Genomic DNA, 19,379 nt, shown 5'->3' with positions numbered 1-19,379 from the left:
AAAGTTAGGTGTCCCTTTAGACCAATCTAGTCGACCATGCTTACGAAGCCAAACCAAAACCGTAGAGCAACCTTGGATGCCATACTTCTCTTGGGCTTGTTTGTAAGTGAGGCTTCCTTTTCCAACCTCATCAACTACAGTAAGTTAAAAGCGAGGGAGTAATCGCGCTGAGTTCTTTTAGTTGTTGATTTCATAACACTCTCCAATTTTGGGGGTAGAAAGTGTCAACCTTATTTAGGACGGCACACAAAATACAAAAAAGGCTTAGCATCAGCTAAGCCTTTTTTCATTTCTCTATTGTGAAGAACAACGCTTAAAAGTCTTCTAGATATTCATCTAAATACTCTTCTTCTTCGATGTTAACTTCTTCTACCGTTTCAACTTCTGCTTTAAAGTTTTGACGCTGGATATAAACATCGCGAGTTAGAATATATGGATCCGGCGACGAGTCTAGCTGCGCTTCTTGCGGTACTAATAAAGCACGCTTCTCCATTCCTTCAAACGCCCACTTACCCAAACTCGCCCAGAAGTTGAGATAAGAGAGGGGTAAATACGTACTATCTACGGTATCTGTCACTTCACGTAAGGTATACGGACCATAACCTGGAACCATGAAGTAAGGACCATTTCCAACACCATAGTGGCCTACTGCATCACTGAACGCTTTCTCGTCGTACTTCGTAATACCCGCGGCACTTGCAATATCGAATAAACCGAAAATACCGAACGTCGAGTTAATCCAAAAACGGTTAAAGTGGTCCACGGCTTTCGTACCATTACCCATGATTAAGTTATTAACCATGCTTGCTGGCTCATCTAAGTTCGATAAGAAGTTAGCGATACCAGAACGAATAGGAACTGGCGTGTATTCTACATACGCAAGTGATACAGGACGAACCAAATACGGATCTAAATATTCGTAGTTGAGTTCCCACATGGTTCGGTTAAAGCCTTCCAACGGGTCATACACATCAGAAGTCGTTTGATTTGTTTCTTGTCCTGTTACTGCTTCATCAGGCGCACTTGAACAGCCAACCAGTCCAACGGCTAACAGCAACAAGAAGGTAGATTTACCCTTGTTATACATTTTATTTTCCATAACGACTATTAATGTACCTAAGTCACCCCGATTAACCATTGTACGTATGTTGAGCAGGATACATAGTAAAGATGACTCAGATATGGGAATAAATAAAGGCCAGCAATCGCTGGCCTTCGGTATTCTACTCGATCGTTTAGAGTCATACCACTAAAGGCAACTGACTCTACCTCGTTGTCATGTTTCAGAGACAGATGTTAACAATTAATACTGCTGATCAATGGTCACTTCTACTGGTGCGCCAAATTCAACGACGTCACTTTCTCCGTGCCAATCTTGATCACGCGTTGCTACGTTACCGTCAGAATCTACACGCACACGGACGATTAGCTTATCGAGTGAAGATAACTTTTGCCCTTGCATCATGGCATTGCCATCATCTAATACGACTGTGCGAGGGAAAGTACCTAGCGGATAACGAGCAGCAGCCACAGGCATTGGAGAGCCATCTGAACGATGTACTGACACAATCAGAACTGCGTTTGGATCCAACTGAGCATTTGGTGCCACATTAATTGTCACAGCTACACTCTTATCCGGTGAAACCGCTTCGCCCATTTGCTTACGAGCACTCTCAATACTGCGTGACAACATCTCGTAGCGGCTATCTTCTGGACCAATCATTTGCTGCATGATTCCCCAGTACTTTATGGCTGCCGGGAAGTCTTGACGCTCAAACGCATCGAACGCTAACAAAGAAAACACACGCAGATCGACATAGTCTTGCTGCATCAGCTTGCCGAGTAATGAGCGAGCCGCCGCTTGATCCATTTCCTCTTGAGACAGCATCAGAGCTTGTGCATAACCCAACATCACATCTGGGTCTTTTGGCTCTAGGCGGTACGATTTTTCCATCGCATCGATAGCTGTGGTGACATCACGATTTGCTAACGCAATACGACCTAGCAGTAACCAACCTGTCGAGTCTTCCGGCTGGTAATGTAAGCGAGTTCGAAGGGCAAGGGTCAAATCCGCCATTTCATCGTCACTCAGCGGCTCAGAAGAAGCCGACATCAGCTTTTTCGATAACTCAGGTAGATTTGCAGACACTTCTTGCCATTGAACAATATCGTCTGACGCGCCAAATTTATAATACAAACCATAGCTCAGCACCACCGTCAGAATTACCGATGGAACTAAAACTGCGATTGGAGAAACCTTGGTTTCTTTTTGCGCTCTATCACCAGGGATATCGTCAAGCAGTGATTGCTTTAGATCAGAAATCAGTTCGTCTTCACTTTCAACCAGACCTTCGTCAGTTTCTTCTGCAAGCTCAGATAGTCGGTCTTTATAAAATGCCTTGTTGAGCTCATCGCGTAACACATCATCATTGTTCACTTTTTGTTTAAGCAGCGGCAAAGCCACCAGCGCACAAGCAATAAGCGTGAGAGCAACGGTGGAAATCCAAAATAGTGTCATTACTTCTTATCTCCGTTGTTCTCTTCTTCAAGCAATGCTTTTAAACGAGCTTCTTTTTGCTCATCCCATTGCTCGTCACTGCTCGCTTTTGCCTTAACTTTAGATTTACGGCTACGCAGTACAATCAAACCAAAACCACCCAGTACTACAGCGAGTGGCCCTAGCCACAAAATCGCAGTCGCGACCGTAAATGGTGGGTTGTAAGTCACGAAGTTACCGTAACGGGCGATCATGTAATCAACAATCTCATCTTTGGACTTACCTTCTTTGGTCATTTCGTACACCTTATGGCGTAAGTCCTGAGCAAGTTCAGCGTTAGAATCCGAGATCGTGTTGTTCTGACATTTAGGGCAACGGAGCGTATGGCTTAACTCTTTGAACTGCTGTTCTTGTTCCAAGTTATCGAACTCGTACACTTCAATGGCAGCGTGAGCAGCAAGAGATAATGTCATCGCAGCAAAAACGGCAAGAATTAGCTTTCTCATTGCTTCGCCTCCTCAACCAATTTGTTGTAAAGCGGCTCCAGTGTTTCTGACCAATTACGTGGGTTTACATCCCCTACATGGCGATAGCGAATCACACCATTTGCATCAATAATGAATGTTTCTGGAGCACCATAAACGCCAAGGTCAAGGCCAAGCATACCACTGCCATCAAATAGGCTGATCAAGTACGGGTTGCCGAGATCATTCAGCCAACCTATTGCTTTATTACGATCATCTTTGTAATTCATACCGATGATCTTAACGCCCTTACCCGCCAATTCGTTTAGGTATTTATGCTCTGCATAACACGTTGGGCACCACGTTGCCCAAACGTTCAAGAGCAACGGTTCACCTTTAAAAATTGATTGGTCGTACTGTTTTCCAGGCTCAGCCAGGTCTTCTAAATGAAACTCAGGAACTGGCTTGCCAACCAAAACCGACTCCAATTTAGTTGGATCATCGCCCTCTTGGTTACGCATTAATTGGGTTGCGAAAATGCCCGCTAGAATCATGAAAGCGACAAGCGGAATAAATAAGATTTTCTTATTCATGTTATGCCTCCTGCTCTTTTGACTTCGCATTTTTCTTCGGCGATTTACGGAAGCGGTAGCGTTTATCAGAAATCGCTAGTGCGCCGCCTAATGCCATAATCAAAGAGCCAGCCCAAATCCAACGAACGAACGGTTTATAGTAAATACGAACAGCCCAAGATCGGTTGTCGTCTAAACGTTCACCCATTGCAATGTATAGGTCGCGGCTAATACCACGGTCAATGGCTGCTTCAGTCATCATAGACTTAGCCGTACGGTAGAAGCGCTTCTCTGCGTGAAGCGTATTCACGTATTTGCCATCATGTGTGATCTCAAAGTCTGCGATGTAGCCATCGTAGTTTGGACCATCTTTATCACGCAAGCCTGAGAAGTAGAAATCATAACCTTGAATTTGGAAGTGTTCGCCAGGTGCTAAACGTACATCTCGCTCGATGCTGTAGTTCTGTACCATCGCAATACCGATAACAGATACCGCCAGACCAACATGACCCAACATCATTGCCCAGTGGCTACGTTGCAGCTTGCGAACACCTTCACTAAAGCTATGACGGTGCGTTGCACGCTCGTACAATTCAAAGCCATGCATCGCAATAATCCAAATCGCCATCACCCAACCAATGTAAGCCATGGTTGAGAAGAAATCGGCAAACAGGTACACGCATAGCGCGGCCAAAGCGAAAGCAAGCACACCTGAAACGAGCATTGGTTTCACAAGTTTAGATAAATTGTCTCGCTTCCAACGAATAAGAGGACCAATACCAAGCAGGAAAGCGAATGGCATCATTAACCACGCAAATAGCATGTCAAAGAATGGCGCACCGATAGAAACCGACCCCAAACCAAGCTGCTTGTGTACGAGCGGCAACAGTGTCCCCACTAACACCACAACAAGAGCGGCGATAAGTAATACGTTGTTGGCTAAGAGCGCATTTTCACGTGAGACTAAGTCGAAGTTACCTCGTACACGCACTGCTGCCCCTTTTACGGCAAACAGCAATAAAGAGCCGCCGATAACGAAAACGAGGAAGCCTAGAATAAACATACCGCGCGACGGGTCAGACGCGAACGCGTGCACCGATACTAAAATACCGGAACGGACTAAGAAGGTGCCCAACAAACTCAACGAAAATGCAGAGATTGCCAATAGTACCGTCCACGCTTTAAATGTGCCGCGTTTTTCTGTCACGGCAAGAGAGTGCATTAATGCGGTACCCGCTAACCAAGGCATGAATGATGCGTTTTCTACTGGGTCCCAGAACCACCAGCCACCCCAGCCAAGTTCGTAGTAAGCCCACCAAGAACCTAGTGCGATACCAAGTGTTAAAAATACCCATGCAGCGGTTGTCCAAGGACGAGACCAACGAGCCCAAGCCGTATCAAGGCGTCCGGTCATTAGGGATGCGATCGCAAAAGAGAATGCAACCGAGAAACCAACATAGCCCATGTAAAGCATTGGCGGGTGAACAATCAAACCAGGGTCTTGAAGCAGAGGGTTCAAGTCACGTCCGTCAACCGGGAAGAACGGTAACGTACGTAGGAATGGATTTGACGTTAAGATGATAAACAGTAGGAAACCCACTGAGATCATGCCCATAACAGCAAGTACACGTGCAACCGACTCTTGCGGCATACCACGACTAAACGTCGCTACAGCGACAGTCCAAGCAGCTTGGATTAAAACCCATAGCAACAGTGAACCTTCGTGTGCACCCCATACTGCGGTTAAACGGTAGTACCAAGGAAGCTGACTATTCGAGTTGCTCGCTACATACTGTAACGTGAAGTCGTTGGTATAAAATCCCCAACATAAAATGGCGAAAGAGAACAACAGCATCAGGAACATAGACCAAGATAGCGGTCGCGCTGTGTTCATTAGCATGGTGTTATTATTCGATGCTCCCCACAATGGCAATACGCTCAACAGCACTGCCATTGCAAGCGAAAGAATGAGAGCAAAGTGACCGATTTCAGCAATCATTGGCCGCTTCCTTGTTTCTGTTCGGTGCTGTATTGAAGCGGTTCATGCGTTTTCTTCATCGCTTCTGCAATTTCTGGTGGCATGTATTCTTCATCGTGCTTCGCTAGGACCTCAAATGCCTCAACTGTCGTGGCATCTTTCAGTACACCTTGAGCAACAATACCCTGCCCTTCACGGAACAAGTCAGGAAGAATACCGTCATAGGTAATCGTCACTTTCGGACCGACATCGTGCAGGTCAAAACTCACTTTCAAAGAATTAGGATCTCGACGAACTGAGCCCACAACCACCATTCCACCGATACGCAGACGCTGGCCTACTTCTGGCTTGGTGCCATCTGGCTTACCATTAACCAATTCCGTTGGAGTATAGAAAAGGTCCATATTTTGGTTAAGCGCATAAAGTATCAAACCAATGGTGGCACTAATACCGATAAAGATCGCTAGTACAATACCTAGCCTCTTTTTACGTCTCGGGTTCATAAGGTGTTCTCCATGTTCTTCGCTGCGTCGATACGAGCTTGACGGTCAATTTTTGCTTTCACTTCTTTCAATAATGCATCACCGCGGCGAAGGCTAGTGATCAGAAGAATCAGCATGGATAAGAAAGTAATACCAAACGCACTCCATACGTATGATGCGTAGCCACCCATGGCAAAAAAGTCGCTCAGAGATTCAAAATGCATAATCAGTTACCTCACTGAGTTTGTTCTGTTGCGAGTTTGCGCACCCAAGGGCGGTGACTTTCTTTACTGATGATTTCGTTACGAAAACGGACCATCGTCACGGCACCAAAGAAGAACGCAAAGCCAAAGATGTTCAGCAATAACGGCCAAAGCATGTCGGGTGAAATAGAAGGTTGTTCAAATTTCGTGATCGTCGCACCTTGATGAAGCGTGTTCCACCATTCCACGGAAAAGTGAATGATAGGTAGGTTTACTACGCCTACGATCGCTAAAATACCAGCAGCTTTTGCGGCGGTTTTTTGATCGTCAAACGCATGGTAAAGCGCAATCACACCAAGGTAGAGAAATAGAAGAATCAATTCAGATGTAAGACGGGCATCCCATACCCACCAAGTGCCCCACATAGGCTTGCCCCAAACAGCACCTGTAAGTAGAGCAATAAAAGTAAATACTGCACCAATCGGAGCCATCGCAAGTGCCGCCATATCAGATAGGCGAACTTGCCATACTAGGCCAATAAATGCAGCGATCGCCATCGACATATAAACGCCCATAGACCAAATAGCTGATGGGACATGAATGTAGATGATTCGGAAACTGTCACCTTGTTGGTAATCTGAAGGCGCAAATGCAAGCCCCCAAACCGTACCAACCGATAAGCATACGAGGGCCAATACAGAAAACCAAGGCAGAAACTTACCACTCAAACGATAAGCTGCTTCTGGCTTGGCATAAGGATGTAGCCATTTCCACATGTTTTGTTCTCACTCTTACTTCAGGGACACTGTCTAAAGGGTTGAGACCGTAGCAGTGCTTTAATAATAATTCTTTGATCAAGCGCCGCTTCATTGGCACTTTATTGAGTTAGTTGACACTAACTCGTAATGCGGCACTGATGGCAAAAGGCGTTAATGTCATCGCCCCCATTAGCATCGCACCTAAAATCGCTAGTTGACCGTTATACGCCATACCGAGTGCGGCAGCATCAATTGCCGATGTTGCGAAAATCAAAATTGGGATGTAGAGCGGAAGAATAAGCAAACTCAAAAGAACGCCACCCTTTTGCAACCCAACAGTCAACGCCACACCAATGGCACCAATAAAACTTAGTGTTGGTGTACCGATCATCAAGGTTAATACAACCGATAGCCAAGTATTGAAGTCGAGCGAAAGTAAAACCGCCAATAATGGGCTAATTAAAATCAGAGGTAACCCTGTTAACAACCAATGTGCTATGACCTTTGAAACCACTACAAGTTGCAATGGAATCGGCATTAGCATCATTTGTTCTAGTGCACCGTCTTGAAAATCATCACGAAATAGACGCTCTAATGATAATAAGGCGGACAGCAATGCGGCAACCCAAACGATGCCCGCTGCAATACGTGCTAACAAATTAGGCTCTGGTCCAATACTCAGAGGAAAGAGAGTAATGACAATAATAAAGAACCACAGCGGGTTCAGAATGTCTGCCTGACGGCGAAATGCGATTAGGAGCTCACGACGAATGATGGTGGTCATCGAGGAAATCATATCAGTCACCCAGCTTTATTTTTCTAAGTTTCGGGCTGTCCGCAAACATATCTTGATGCGTCGTCAACACAACAATACCGCCATTATCAGCATGACTTGCGAACAAAGATTCAAGCACCTTGACACCTTGCTTATCAATGGCAGTCAACGGCTCATCTAAGATCCATAAAATTTGCTTACTGAGCCATAACCTTGCCAATGCGACTCGTCGTTGCTGACCTGCGGAAAGTTGTGCTACAGGCACATCTTCTCTACCAGCTAATCCTACTTGAGTCAAAGCGATAAAGATTTCTTCGTCTGAAGAGCGATTATTTTGAATAGATTGATAAAAACGTAAGTTTTCTAATGCGGTAAGCTCTCGTTTCACTCCTGTTTGATGTCCTAAGAAAAGCAGATCTTGATGGAAAACATCACGAGATTTTTCAACCTCTTCTCCTTTCCATTTAATGACACCTTCTTCTCTATCACCTAACCCTGTCACAATCCGTAGCAATGTAGTTTTACCAGTACCATTACGCCCTTCGATCTGGACCAATTCACCAGGCTTAATTTCAAACTGCAGGTTTTCAAACAGAACCCTTTCATCACGGATTGCTGTCAGGTTAGACACTTCTAACATAGAGCTTCAACTAAAAAATGAACGAGCCGCTATATTAGCACAGCTTAGTTATGACAAAACAGGATAAGAGGGCTAGGTTACATGTAAGTTCATGTATTTTTGTTAATTAATCATCACACTTTAATAAAATTAACTATAAGTAGTTATAAGCGCTCATTTTGAATTTGAGAGGCCAGAGCTAAGAGCAAGATCGACTGAAGGTTATCTAGGGGTGTATTTAAGAAGAGCATTAGCGGCTAAAAACAAAAAAAGAGGCGTAATAACGCCTCTTTTTTATCGCTTGATAACCTTTAGCGTCGACGACGTCCACGCGCTGGATATTCTGCGTCATCTGATGGCTGACCACTTAATGGTGGAATCTTCTCTTTCCCTGCCAGTTTCTTCTGCAGTGAAAGCATCAACTCAGCTTCGGCTTTTGGTAGTTCGCACTCTTCAATCAGCTCGTTGATATCAGCGCCAAGCTGTACCATTTTAGAAGCGCGACTGTACAAGCGACCATCAGTATCAGCGTGTTCGAGTTCGCGAATTCTCTCGTTTAAGTGCTGAATAATGTCTTGTTGCTCCGTCACTTTTTGCCCAAGACCAACGACAACCGAGCGCACTTCGAGTAACTGCTTACTCAACTTTTGCACTTCTTTATCTGCGTGTCGAGATTGAGCTCGTTGTTGGTCTAACTGCTTTTGTAACCCCGAGCGAATCCGCAGTTGCAAAACAACCAATACTAACACGATAAAAGCGACGCCACCCGCAAGGAATGGAGCAGATAAAAGAGTCTCTTCAGCCATCATCATTCAGCCATTAAAGGTGAGCCATCTCGTCCCACTCGTCATCTGTTAGCAGCTTGTTCAAATCCACAAGGATAAGAAGCTTGCCGTCACGGTTGCTCACACCCTGGATGAACTTCGCACTCTCGTCGGTACCAACTGAAGGCGTCGTATCAATTTCAGAAGAACGCAGATAAACGACTTCTGCCACGCTATCTACTAAGATACCAATCACTTGACGCTCAGACTCGATCACAATAATACGAGTGTTGTCGGTGACTTCGCCTTCCATCAGGCCAAAACGTGAACGTGTATCGATAACAGTAACTACATTACCGCGTAGGTTGATGATACCAAGTACATAATCTGGTGCACCTGGAACAGGGGCAATTTCAGTATAACGAAGTACTTCACGAACTTGCATTACGTTGATGCCGTACGTTTCTTCTTCTAGCTGGAACGTCACCCACTGAAGAACTTCGTCATTCGATGCATCTTTCTTCACTTCTACTTCAAAAGCTTGAGACATAGTTAATCCTCGTTAATGTCGTTCCCGACTTAAATCTAATTCAGTGATTTGACATCTAAACCGGCGTTTAGCATGTCAATGAGCGCCTGGACATGAATTAAGGCACACATTTTTTCTTTTACCATGCCCGCTAGCCAAGGGCGTTTACCCGCCTGCTCACGCCAGCGAACCTTGTCGATATTAAGCGTTTCAGTCCCCATTAATTGGTTACTGGCCAACCCCCACATGCTCTCACCAAGCATGACGACATATTGGTAGTTATCTTTATAGCTATCATCACGAAGCTTATCTGCCATCACCCATTTCGCGGTATCGACGACATCAAACTGTTGCTCGCGATTTGTTTGTAGCCCCAAATACCAGGCGGGTTTTCCTATCAAATGGTTAAGCTCGCTAATGCGATGAATACCACCTAACTCATCAAGAGGTACAGCAAACGTGACACCATTCACATCAAAGTAAAGAACTTGGAAGTCCTCACTTCGCTTCGTACTCTCCCAGGCCGTTGGTATATCGGAATCTGCTTGTGTTTCGAGTTCAGTATCGACGTTCGATTCTATATTGATACTTTGTTCGATCACTGCGTGAGGTTCATCCACCTCTGGTTGAGCTTCCTCAAAAACTGGCTCATCAATCACCCAGTCCTGTATTTCCTCAACACCCTGAAGCTCAGACACCTCACTAAAGGTTTGTACCTCAGGCTCAGCCGCTTTTATCTCTGCTGCAATATCAATCGTATTTTGTTCAAGAATACGATCAATATCCAACTCAGCCACTGGGTTGCTTGCTTCAAGCTGACTTAATAGCCTTTGAACATCTTCCAGGTTTGGAGCTTCCAACTCTGGCGGATATGTTTCTTGAAACTGGTACGTTTCTGGCTCCGAGTATTGTAGCTGCAATTCTGGCTCTGGCTCTGGCTCTGGCTCTGGCTCTGGCTCTGGCTCTGGCTCTGGCTCTGGCTCTGGCTCTGGCTCTGCAGATGATACCTCTTGAGCCAACAGGTCAAGGTCTTCCTCAAGAGTCGTTATTTCAGTTTCATCATCCAGTAATGCATTAAAGTAGTCATCAAGTGCTTGTTCACTGGACAGCACATCATTACTGCTCATCGAACGCCAACCTCTCCAGGTAAATCAGTAGCTGTTTATAGGCAAACACACCACGGCTACCAGATGCAAAATGCGACGCTGGCAAGTGCTTTAAACTGGCATCGCGGAACTTGGTATCAATAGGCACCGCTGAGGTCCACACTTGATTTGGGTAATCTTTTTTCAGTTGCATCAATGTCTGCAATGACGCTTTCGTGCGCTTATCGTACATGGTTGGGACGATAGTCACTTTGAAACCGCCCGGGCGAGATTTTTGCATAATGGTTAGCGTACGCATCATGCGCTCTAGACCTTTCATCGCCAAAAACTCTGTTTGAACAGGAATCAAAATTCGGTCACTGGCTGCCAACGCGTTCACCATCATCACGCCAAGGATTGGCGGACAATCAATCAACACATAGTCATAGTCTTGTGAGACAGTTTGCAGCGCCCGTTTTAAGATTAATCCCATACCACTGCGATTACCCATTACGCGATCAAGCGTGGCAAGGGACATATGCGCGGGAATGATATCCATTCCTTCCAGCTCTGTTTCTAAAATCAACGGTTTAACCGTCTCACGAGAAAACGTCTTCAACTGGAATAAATCAAATAGGCTCGAAGTTACTGCATCAGGATCATAACCGAGATAAGTAGTCAGTGAGGCGTGAGGATCAGTATCAACCATCAATACTCGATGGCCTTTCTGGCTCAATAAGCCCGCCAATGTCACTGTTGAGGTGGTTTTACCCACGCCTCCTTTCTGGTTAGCTACACTCCAAACAATCATGATGAATCCTAAGCTAGGCCAACTTCCACCAACATGCGTTCAGCAATGCGGTCAAGCGGTAAATCTTCTGAAGAAATGCCTGCTTTAGCAACCGCTTGGGGCATGCCATAAACAACACAACTTTCTTCATCTTGTGCCCAAATTGTTGAGCCTGAAGACTTCAACATGCGAGCGCCCTCACGACCGTCTGCACCCATGCCTGTCAACACTAAAGAGAGCACTTTGTCGCCATATACTTTTGCGGCAGAACCAAAAGTCACATCCACACATGGTTTGTAGTTCATGCGATCGCCGCCATCAATAATGCGAAGACGAGCAGCGCCCGCTCGTCCATCTACCATCATTTGTTTCCCACCTGGTGCAAGGTATGCCACACCGGGCTGTAACACATCGCCATCTTGTGCTTCTTTCACTTGAATCTTACACAAGGTGTTCAAACGACTGGCAAACGCAGCAGTAAACGTTGCTGGCATGTGTTGAATCAATACAATCGGATGCGGATAGTTCATCGGCAAGCGCGTCAGAATTTTTTGTAGAGCAACGGGGCCACCTGTTGATGTGCCAATTGCCGTCAGTTGATACTTCTTACCAGAAGCACGGTACTTTGTCGCAGCAGGTCGAGTTGGTGTTGGAGTCACAGGTGAAGCCGTTCTTGAACCTAATGATCGAGTAGTCGTGCTGGTACTCGCTGTTGGGCGAGCGATAGGTCGACGCATGAAAGCGCGCTTCGAGGCAATCTGAATCACACGCTGTTGAAGTAATGACACCGCTTCTTCACGGTTACGCGCAATGTCCTCAAACTTTTTCGGTAAGAAGTCCAATGCGCCCGCATCTAGCGCATCAAGCGTAGCTTTCGCCCCGTCGTGGGTCAGGGACGAAAACATTAGAATTGGCGTTGGAGCAGCGGCCATAATTTCACGTACAGCTGTAATGCCATCCATCACTGGCATTTCAATATCCATAGTGATGACGTCAGGTTTGAGAGATTTGGCTTTCTCAACCGCCTCTCTACCATTTACCGCAACGTCAATCACTTCTAGGCGCGATTCTGAGTTGATGATTTCGCTCACGCGACGTCGGAAAAAACTCGAATCATCAACGACTAGTACTTTAATCGCCATCTTATTCCTTTTAATAACGTCAGCTTTGCTTAAAGGCGTGAAGCCGCAGCATATCGCTTAAGTAAATCAGGCACATCTAGAATTAATGCAATATGGCCATCGCTAGTAATTGTCGCACCAGCCATACCTGGAGTGCCTTGTAATAGATTATCGAGTGGCTTAATAACCACTTCTTCTTGACCAATAAGCGTATCCACAACAAAACCAACGCGCTGGTTACCAATCTGTACAATCACCACGTGACCGTGACCAGTACGCTCTTGAACGTTTTGCGATTTGGATGCCAACCAGTTTTGTAAGTAAAATAGTGGGATAGATTTCTCACGCACAATGATCGTCAGCTGACCATCTACCACGTTTGTACGACTAAGATCCAAGTGGAAAATTTCACTCACCGAAGCCAGTGGTAGAGCAAAAGGATGACCGCCAACACCAACCATCAGAGTCGGTAAAATCGCTAACGTTAGTGGTACTTTGATCGTAATCTTAGTGCCCTTGCCTAGCTCAGAATCGATATCGATTGAACCGTTTAAGGTATTGATCGCCGTCTTAACCACGTCCATACCCACACCACGACCAGAAATGTCAGAAATTTTATCTTTACTTGAGAAGCCAGGTGCGAAGATAAGGTTGAAGCACTCTTTATCTGTTAAACGTGCCGCCGCATCTTCATCCATCATGCCACGCTTCACCGCGATGCCACGCAGTTTGTTCGGGTCCATACCGCCACCATCATCTACGATGGATAGTTCAATATGGTCCCCTTCTTGCGATGCTGACAAAATCACTTTACCTGTGCGTGATTTGCCTGCCTTCGCGCGTGCGTCTGGCATTTCAATACCGTGATCAACCGAGTTACGCACCAAGTGAATCAACGGATCGGCCAATGCTTCTACAAGGTTTTTATCGAGATCGGTTTCTTCACCGCGCATTTCTAGCACGATGTCTTTATTTAGGTTACGAGCCAAGTCACGGACAACGCGTGGGAAACGGCCAAACACTTTCTTAATTGGCTGCATACGCGTTTTCATTACCGCGCCTTGTAGATCCGCAGTTACCACATCAAGGTTAGCGACCGCTTTGGACATCTCTTCGTTGTCGCTATTCAAACCAAGGCTTAGTAGACGGTTACGCACCAATACGAGCTCACCCACCATGTTCATGATGGTATCAAGCGTCGAGGTATCAACACGAACGGTTGCTTCAGCCTGAGGTTTTTTAACCGCTGGTGCTTTGGCTTCTTCTTTTACCGCGACTGGTTTAGATTCTGGCTTTGGTGCTGGCGCTGCTTGAACAGGTGCTGGCTTAGCAACAGGCTCAGGTTTCGCAGGGCTTTGCTCTACGTTTGCTGAAGCAGGCTTCGTTGCCATGTCCAATTCTTCTAGCGTTGGGCCTTTACCTGAACCATGTAGCTCATCGAGTAACTTTTCGAACTCTTCGTCCGTCATTAAGTCACTGTCTTGATTTGATGAAGATGCCACTGGAGCGGAAGGCTCTGCCGCTTTGGGTGGCTCTACTGGTACGGATGCAGATGCAGATGCAGCAGCCTCTGCCGTAGAAGGGCTTTTTCCTACACCGTGCAGTTCATCGAGTAAACGTTCAAACTCATCATCAGTGATATCACCACTTTCAACTGATGGCGCACTCGATTGAGGCGGTTCAGATGGCGTTGTAGGTGTCGCAGACATTGAGGTGCCTGGCGCTGAACCTTTACCATGAAGCTCATCAAGTAGCTTTTCGAATTCGTCTTGGGTAATTTCATCAACAGAGCCGACACTTGATGGTGCTGACGGCGCAGCAGGTTCTTCGATGATAGGCTCGGGAATAATAGGCTCTGGAGTAGCCACTGGTTCTTCAACTACGGTTGCCGCTACTTCATCTTCTGACTCAGGTTTGCATAGACGATGAAGTTCTTCAAGAAGCTCAGGGTCCGCAGCTTCTAACGGCTCACGATCTTGAACAGCCTGGAACTGGGTATTAACCGTATCCAAGGCTTTTAGCATCGTATCCATTAAGTTTTGCGTTACCGTGCGTTGACCGTTTCGTAAAACGTCGAACACGTTCTCCGCACCATGACAAGTATCGACTAGCTCTGCCAATGAAAGGAAGCCGGCACCGCCTTTTACGGTATGAAACCCGCGGAAAATAGCATTAAGTAAGTCTTTGTCTTCTGGGTTATTTTCCAATTCAACCAACTGCTCAGAAAGCAGCTCGAGAATTTCCCCAGCCTCAATGAGAAAGTCCTGAAGAATATCTTCGTCTAAATCGTAGCTCATACGTTACCTTTAAAATCCAAGACTGGACAACAAGTCATCGACTTCGTCCTGCGATGAAACCGCATCTTCTCTCAGTTCTGGATGAAGAATCGGGCCTTCGGCTTCGCTTGTTTGTGTATTCTTTTTATCTGCCGGTTCTGACAAAACTTGAATGTGTTCTTCAAGTTTATTTCCAGAGAATACGGTTAGGATTTCCACTAAGCGGCCTTCAACTTCATTAACCAATGTAATTACGCGGCGAATGATTTGGCCAGTTAGGTCTTGGAAGTCTTGCGCCATGAGAATTTCGGTCAATTGGCCGCGCAATTCAGTGCTGTCACCTTCGACTTGCACTAATAGCCCGTCGATTCGGTGGCACAGTGCTTTAAATTCGCTTAATTCTATGCGCCCGTGCATGAGTTCATTCCATTGAGGACGAACTTTTAGAAGGCAATCATGCAGGTTGTCAGCGATAGGAAGGCAGCAGTCGACCGCATCCATTGTTTTGTTGGCTGCAAGCTCTGTCTTCTCGATCACATAATTGAGACGATCCCTAGCGTTAGGGATTTCGTCTTTCGCAATTTCGGTCATGCGCTGATCGAGACTGAACTGCTTGAGTGATTCGTGAAGGTCTCGAGTTAACGCTCCAATTTCTTGCAGCATTGGGTTATCGGCACCTTCGTAGATCGAGGCAACAAGCATATTGGCTTGGTCTTGTTCCCCGTTTTCTAGCATTTGAACGAGTGACTTCGCCTGCTCTAGTGAGATCATTCTGAATAGACCCTTTTACGTTTAGTTCTTCTTATCACTTTGAAAACGCTAAACGAGTCATTTAATAGGTATTTAATAATTGGTATGAATGACTCGAATAACAAAGAGAAAGAGAGAGTTATAAACGCTCGAAAATTTTATCTAATTTTTCTTTTAATGTTGCAGCAGTAAATGGCTTAACAATGTAGCCGTTTACACCTGCTTGAGCAGCTTCAATGATCTGCTCACGCTTCGCTTCAGCCGTGATCATTAGAACTGGCAGATGCTTAAGTTCTGCATCCGCGCGGATGTGTTTAAGCAAATCGATGCCTTGCATACCTGGCATGTTCCAGTCAGTTACAACAAAATCGAAGTCACCTTTTTTCAGCATTGGTAATGCGGTTAAACCATCGTCCGCTTCTTGAGTGTTATTGAAACCCAAGTCACGAAGCAGGTTTTTAACAATACGGCGCATTGTTGAGAAATCATCAACAATAAGGATCTTCATGTTTTTATTCAAAATTGCCTCCACTGAATCGTAAAATCAGTGTTTTTAGTCATTTTGTGTCCACGCACTGAGCTTGGTACGTAAACGTTGCATCGCTTGACTCAGTATTTGACTTACGCGAGATTCGCTTACGCCTAACACATCGCCAATTTCTTTCAAATTGAGTTCTTCATCATAATAAAGCGAAAGAACCAAAGCTTCACGCTCTGGAAGCTGTTTTATTGATTCAACCAGTGCTTTTCGAAATGATTCATCAACTACCCCTTTGAATGGGTTGCTGTCATCGGTTTCATCCGCCGGTGAAATCACATCATCAGAAACGCCTAAATCTTCAATACCGACTAATTTTGAGCAGTTGATATCGGTAAGAGCACTATGATATTGATCCAGTGTCATACCGAGATGCGTGGCTACTTCAGAATCAGTAGGATCTCGATTTAATTCGCCTTCCAGCTCCGCAATCGCTTGGTTAATCTCTCGATTATTTTTATGAACAGAACGCGGTACCCAATCGCCTTTACGCATGTCATCTAACATTGCGCCACGAATACGGATACCTGCATAAGTTTCAAAGCTCGCACCTTTAGAACCATCATAATTCTGCTGAGCTTCGATAAGACCGATCATGCCGGCCTGAATTAAATCCTCTACCTGAACACTCGGCGGTAAACGGCCTAGTAGGTGGTGAGCAATGCGCTTAACCAACACTGAATAACGTTCAATGAACGCCTGCTGGCTATTAAATTTGCCATGTTGGTCATAGGTTATCGCTTTATTCACCAAAAGGGTCCTCTGCGAATTCGGTACGATTTAGCAACCTTTCCACAAAAAATTCCAAGTGTCCACTTGGTGTTTTCGGTAGTGGCCACGTCAACGCTTTGTTTGCTAGTGAGCTGATAGCTAAAGCGGCAGGCGAGCGTGGGAACGCATCAACGACAATTTTTTGTCTTTTTACAGCCTGTCGTACTTTATCATCTAATGGAATACATGCTACGAGTTCAAGGCTAACATTCAAGAATCGCTCTGTGACTAGTGTCAACTTTGCAAACAATTCTCGCCCTTCACGGTAGCTTCTGACCATATTTGCTACAACTTTAAAGCGTTGAACTTGGTGTTCTTTACTCAACAGCTTGATTAATGCATAGGCATCTGTGATTGACGTCGGTTCATCACACACAACTACAACCACATCTTGAGCTGCTCGCGAAAAACTGATTACCATGTCAGAGATACCAGCAGCGGTATCAATCAGCAGGACATCCATTTCGTCTTCAAGACTACCAAATGCTCGAATGAGTCCAGCATGCTGAGCGTGAGAAAGCTCTGTCATGCTCTGTGTGCCAGAAGTTGCAGGAATTATCTTTATACCATAAGGCCCTTCGACAATCGCATCTTTTAGCTCACATTCACCCGCTAAGACATGTCCTAGATTACGTTTTGCACGAATTCCGAGCATCACGTCCACATTGGCCAGACCTAAATCAGCGTCGAGAACCATCACCTTCTTGCCTTGGCGAGCCATACAAATCGCCAGACCCAGTGTTACGTTTGATTTCCCCACACCACCTTTGCCGCCAGTAACAGCAATCACTTTGGTCAACGATGGTTGTGTTAAGCGACGGAGGCCGCTTGCTTGATCGTGTATCATATTCTCAGTCATAGTAGTCCGCCGCCTTAGAGTCCTTCACTGTCACTGTTCCAAAAGTGAGGTTCGTTCTCTGTCGACTTCTCTAACAGTTCATTTGCTTTCGCAAGCATATATTTTGGTTGCGCTATCACAATGTCTTCTGGTACGCGTTGACCATTAGCGATGTAAGCTACTGGCATTGCGTTTTGAATCACTACACTGATGAATTCGCCTAGGCTTAATGACTCATCAAGCTTCGTCATAATACAACCCGAAAGTGGTATACGTCGGAAGTGATCCAGCGTTTCTTGTAGAACACGACGTTGTGCGGTAGCCGGCAAAACAAGGTAGCTGTGAATCACTTCCCCGCTCTCTTGCATTAGAGTGTCGAGCTGCTCGGAAAGCCTCACATCTCGTTGCCCCATCCCTGCCGTATCGACCAAAATCAGTCTTCTGTTTCTTAGCTGATATATAACATCGGCTAACTCGTTAGAATCTTTAGCAACTCTTACGGGACAACCCATGATTCTTCCATAAATTGAGAGCTGCTCATGTGCACCTATGCGATATGTATCTGTTGTCACAAGGGCCACATTGTCGGCACCGTATTCCATGGCTGCGCGTGCTGCGAGTTTCGCTACGGTTGTTGTTTTCCCAACCCCCGTCGGACCCAACAATGCGACTACGCCACCACGTTTTAAAATGTCCTGTTTAGGAATATTGATTTGATCCGCCACCAGCGACAATAACGCTTTCCACGCTCGCGCTGGCTTTGTATCTTCCGGGATATAACAGGCCATCTGGTCTGCTAACTCCGGAGAAACGCCCATTCGCTCTAAGCGCTTAATCAGCATCGCTCTTAGCGGCTCACGGCGTTCTACTTCTTGCCACATCAGGCCAGAAACTTGGTGCTCCAACAGACGACGAATTGACGTCATCTCTTCGCGCATGCTTTCTAGCTCATCGGCCGATTCGCCACGCTCATCGCTTGGGCGACGTCGGTCATAGCGCGTCGGGTCCAGCTTGGGCGTCGGACGTTCAAATCGATTGTCCTGTGCGATTAGCTTCGCCAAAGGTGAATCTGGTTGATATGGCGCTGGCTTTTCTTGGTTGTAGCCGTCGCGATGCTTATTTTGGCGTTGCAGCAAAGCCGAGAGCGAATCTTCATTTTCCGCTACGTGGTCGTCAGCATCTGCTGCACCACCGCTATATTGCTTAAGCATATTAGCGAATCGCTGCGTCATTGAGCCTGTTTTTTCATTGTTACTGTTATTACTGTTCAGGCTAATTTTATCTTCATCTAAATGACGATCTTGGTAACGATCAGCAGAAGACGATGACATTTGACGATGTTCGTTATAGCGATTCGATTGAGAAGCACCGCGATTTTGCTGTGACGCTGCGCTTGCTTGAGACGGATTAGATTCACTATCTATCGCCGCAACAATCGCTACTCCACCAGCCACTTTCTTGTTTGACATGATCACCGCTTCCGCGCCTAACTCCTCTTTCACTTGGAGCAGCGCCGTTCTCATGTCTTTGGCAAAAAATCGCTTTATTTTCAAACTATGAATCCATTAA

21 protein-coding genes and 1 pseudogene are annotated in these 19,379 nt (G+C 45.8%); all 22 read right to left on the bottom strand.

All coding sequences use genetic code 11. The features are described from left to right. Positions 1–194: pseudogene (locus tag NL626_RS14660) on the bottom strand (IS3 family transposase); the annotation flags it as partial. Positions 195–313: 119 nt separating this feature from the next. After that, entirely contained in the window at positions 314–1,087 is a 774-nt protein-coding gene (locus NL626_RS14655) for a VacJ family lipoprotein (protein WP_005380523.1), read from the bottom strand. A gap of 216 nt (positions 1,088–1,303) precedes the next feature. Next, on the bottom strand, positions 1,304–2,518 hold the full coding sequence (ccmI, locus tag NL626_RS14650) for a c-type cytochrome biogenesis protein CcmI (RefSeq protein WP_253657471.1): 1,215 nt from the start codon (positions 2,516–2,518) through the stop codon (positions 1,304–1,306). Further along, a complete protein-coding gene (locus NL626_RS14645; RefSeq protein ID WP_005380519.1) occupies positions 2,518–3,003 on the bottom strand; it encodes a cytochrome c-type biogenesis protein in 486 nt (161 codons plus the stop codon). The genes ccmI and NL626_RS14645 overlap by 1 nt, the downstream gene beginning before the upstream one ends. Next, positions 3,000–3,554, bottom strand: coding sequence for a DsbE family thiol:disulfide interchange protein (locus NL626_RS14640; protein WP_005380518.1), 555 nt, complete (start codon positions 3,552–3,554; stop codon positions 3,000–3,002). Before NL626_RS14640 ends, NL626_RS14645 begins: the two co-directional genes overlap by 4 nt. A gap of 1 nt (position 3,555) precedes the next feature. Further along, the gene (locus NL626_RS14635) at positions 3,556–5,532 is read right to left on the bottom strand and encodes a heme lyase CcmF/NrfE family subunit (RefSeq protein ID WP_017635943.1); all 1,977 of its coding nucleotides are present in this window, start codon (positions 5,530–5,532) and stop codon (positions 3,556–3,558) included. Further along, positions 5,529–6,014, bottom strand: coding sequence for a cytochrome c maturation protein CcmE (ccmE, locus tag NL626_RS14630; RefSeq protein ID WP_005380516.1), 486 nt, complete (start codon positions 6,012–6,014; stop codon positions 5,529–5,531). The genes NL626_RS14635 and ccmE overlap by 4 nt, the downstream gene beginning before the upstream one ends. Next, a complete protein-coding gene (gene ccmD, locus NL626_RS14625; protein ID WP_005380515.1) occupies positions 6,011–6,217 on the bottom strand; it encodes a heme exporter protein CcmD in 207 nt (68 codons plus the stop codon). Before ccmD ends, ccmE begins: the two co-directional genes overlap by 4 nt. Positions 6,218–6,228: 11 nt before the next feature. After that, positions 6,229–6,972: a heme ABC transporter permease gene (locus NL626_RS14620; protein WP_213894387.1), complete on the bottom strand. Its 744-nt coding sequence runs from the start codon at positions 6,970–6,972 to the stop codon at positions 6,229–6,231. Positions 6,973–7,081: 109 nt separating this feature from the next. Continuing rightward, entirely contained in the window at positions 7,082–7,750 is a 669-nt protein-coding gene (gene ccmB, locus NL626_RS14615; protein WP_005380512.1) for a heme exporter protein CcmB, read from the bottom strand. Position 7,751: 1 nt separating this feature from the next. Continuing rightward, complete coding sequence (ccmA, locus tag NL626_RS14610; RefSeq protein ID WP_005380511.1) at positions 7,752–8,369, bottom strand: cytochrome c biogenesis heme-transporting ATPase CcmA; 618 nt, start codon at positions 8,367–8,369, stop codon at positions 7,752–7,754. A gap of 290 nt (positions 8,370–8,659) precedes the next feature. Next, positions 8,660–9,154, bottom strand: a complete 495-nt coding sequence (locus NL626_RS14605; protein ID WP_025998721.1) for a DUF2802 domain-containing protein — start codon at positions 9,152–9,154, stop codon at positions 8,660–8,662. A 13-nt stretch (positions 9,155–9,167) separates the two neighbouring features. Further along, on the bottom strand, positions 9,168–9,662 hold the full coding sequence (locus NL626_RS14600) for a chemotaxis protein CheW (protein ID WP_005380507.1): 495 nt from the start codon (positions 9,660–9,662) through the stop codon (positions 9,168–9,170). Positions 9,663–9,697: 35 nt separating this feature from the next. Further along, positions 9,698–10,768, bottom strand: a complete 1,071-nt coding sequence (locus NL626_RS14595) for a chemotaxis protein CheW (protein ID WP_253657470.1) — start codon at positions 10,766–10,768, stop codon at positions 9,698–9,700. After that, positions 10,758–11,537, bottom strand: a complete 780-nt coding sequence (locus NL626_RS14590; protein ID WP_005380505.1) for a ParA family protein — start codon at positions 11,535–11,537, stop codon at positions 10,758–10,760. The genes NL626_RS14595 and NL626_RS14590 overlap by 11 nt, the downstream gene beginning before the upstream one ends. Before the next feature lie 8 nt (positions 11,538–11,545). Further along, positions 11,546–12,658: a chemotaxis response regulator protein-glutamate methylesterase gene (locus NL626_RS14585; RefSeq protein ID WP_005380504.1), complete on the bottom strand. Its 1,113-nt coding sequence runs from the start codon at positions 12,656–12,658 to the stop codon at positions 11,546–11,548. 29 nt (positions 12,659–12,687) lie between these two features. Further along, positions 12,688–14,934, bottom strand: coding sequence for a chemotaxis protein CheA (locus NL626_RS14580; protein WP_085569740.1), 2,247 nt, complete (start codon positions 14,932–14,934; stop codon positions 12,688–12,690). A 9-nt stretch (positions 14,935–14,943) separates the two neighbouring features. Next, on the bottom strand, positions 14,944–15,684 hold the full coding sequence (locus tag NL626_RS14575; protein ID WP_005380502.1) for a protein phosphatase CheZ: 741 nt from the start codon (positions 15,682–15,684) through the stop codon (positions 14,944–14,946). A gap of 118 nt (positions 15,685–15,802) precedes the next feature. Beyond that, positions 15,803–16,171, bottom strand: coding sequence for a chemotaxis response regulator CheY (cheY, locus tag NL626_RS14570; RefSeq protein ID WP_017635949.1), 369 nt, complete (start codon positions 16,169–16,171; stop codon positions 15,803–15,805). A 45-nt stretch (positions 16,172–16,216) separates the two neighbouring features. Further along, positions 16,217–16,951, bottom strand: a complete 735-nt coding sequence (locus NL626_RS14565; RefSeq protein WP_005380499.1) for an RNA polymerase sigma factor FliA — start codon at positions 16,949–16,951, stop codon at positions 16,217–16,219. After that, on the bottom strand, positions 16,944–17,831 hold the full coding sequence (locus NL626_RS14560; RefSeq protein ID WP_005380498.1) for a MinD/ParA family protein: 888 nt from the start codon (positions 17,829–17,831) through the stop codon (positions 16,944–16,946). Before NL626_RS14560 ends, NL626_RS14565 begins: the two co-directional genes overlap by 8 nt. A 14-nt stretch (positions 17,832–17,845) precedes the next feature. Next, on the bottom strand, positions 17,846–19,363 hold the full coding sequence (gene flhF / locus NL626_RS14555) for a flagellar biosynthesis protein FlhF (protein WP_064354227.1): 1,518 nt from the start codon (positions 19,361–19,363) through the stop codon (positions 17,846–17,848). Positions 19,364–19,379 lie beyond the last annotated feature (16 nt).

The organism is Vibrio sp. Y58_MX_L22 (assembly GCF_024181865.1).
In the GTDB taxonomy this organism is placed as follows: Bacteria; Pseudomonadota; Gammaproteobacteria; order Enterobacterales; family Vibrionaceae; genus Vibrio; species Vibrio alginolyticus.
This window is presented reverse-complemented; position numbering and strand designations above follow the sequence as displayed.

Excerpts from the sequence above, each read along its gene's own strand:
- ccmE (WP_005380516.1), bottom strand. The coding sequence starts at position 6,014 with ATGAACCCGAGACGTAAAAAGAGGCTAGGTATTGTACTAGCGATCTTT.
- ccmA (WP_005380511.1), bottom strand. The coding sequence starts at position 8,369 with ATGTTAGAAGTGTCTAACCTGACAGCAATCCGTGATGAAAGGGTTCTG.
- NL626_RS14575 (WP_005380502.1), bottom strand. The coding sequence starts at position 15,684 with ATGATCTCACTAGAGCAGGCGAAGTCACTCGTTCAAATGCTAGAAAAC.
- NL626_RS14560 (WP_005380498.1), bottom strand. The coding sequence starts at position 17,831 with ATGACTGAGAATATGATACACGATCAAGCAAGCGGCCTCCGTCGCTTA.
- NL626_RS14585 (WP_005380504.1), bottom strand. The coding sequence starts at position 12,658 with ATGGCGATTAAAGTACTAGTCGTTGATGATTCGAGTTTTTTCCGACGT.
- NL626_RS14600 (WP_005380507.1), bottom strand. The coding sequence starts at position 9,662 with ATGTCTCAAGCTTTTGAAGTAGAAGTGAAGAAAGATGCATCGAATGAC.
- NL626_RS14595 (WP_253657470.1), bottom strand. The coding sequence starts at position 10,768 with ATGAGCAGTAATGATGTGCTGTCCAGTGAACAAGCACTTGATGACTAC.
- NL626_RS14620 (WP_213894387.1), bottom strand. The coding sequence starts at position 6,972 with ATGTGGAAATGGCTACATCCTTATGCCAAGCCAGAAGCAGCTTATCGT.
- ccmD (WP_005380515.1), bottom strand. The coding sequence starts at position 6,217 with ATGCATTTTGAATCTCTGAGCGACTTTTTTGCCATGGGTGGCTACGCA.
- NL626_RS14580 (WP_085569740.1), bottom strand. The coding sequence starts at position 14,934 with ATGAGCTACGATTTAGACGAAGATATTCTTCAGGACTTTCTCATTGAG.
- cheY (WP_017635949.1), bottom strand. The coding sequence starts at position 16,171 with ATGAAGATCCTTATTGTTGATGATTTCTCAACAATGCGCCGTATTGTT.
- ccmI (WP_253657471.1), bottom strand. The coding sequence starts at position 2,518 with ATGACACTATTTTGGATTTCCACCGTTGCTCTCACGCTTATTGCTTGT.
- NL626_RS14605 (WP_025998721.1), bottom strand. The coding sequence starts at position 9,154 with ATGGCTGAAGAGACTCTTTTATCTGCTCCATTCCTTGCGGGTGGCGTC.
- NL626_RS14590 (WP_005380505.1), bottom strand. The coding sequence starts at position 11,537 with ATGATTGTTTGGAGTGTAGCTAACCAGAAAGGAGGCGTGGGTAAAACC.
- NL626_RS14635 (WP_017635943.1), bottom strand. The coding sequence starts at position 5,532 with ATGATTGCTGAAATCGGTCACTTTGCTCTCATTCTTTCGCTTGCAATG.
- ccmB (WP_005380512.1), bottom strand. The coding sequence starts at position 7,750 with ATGATTTCCTCGATGACCACCATCATTCGTCGTGAGCTCCTAATCGCA.
- NL626_RS14645 (WP_005380519.1), bottom strand. The coding sequence starts at position 3,003 with ATGAGAAAGCTAATTCTTGCCGTTTTTGCTGCGATGACATTATCTCTT.
- NL626_RS14655 (WP_005380523.1), bottom strand. The coding sequence starts at position 1,087 with ATGTATAACAAGGGTAAATCTACCTTCTTGTTGCTGTTAGCCGTTGGA.
- NL626_RS14640 (WP_005380518.1), bottom strand. The coding sequence starts at position 3,554 with ATGAATAAGAAAATCTTATTTATTCCGCTTGTCGCTTTCATGATTCTA.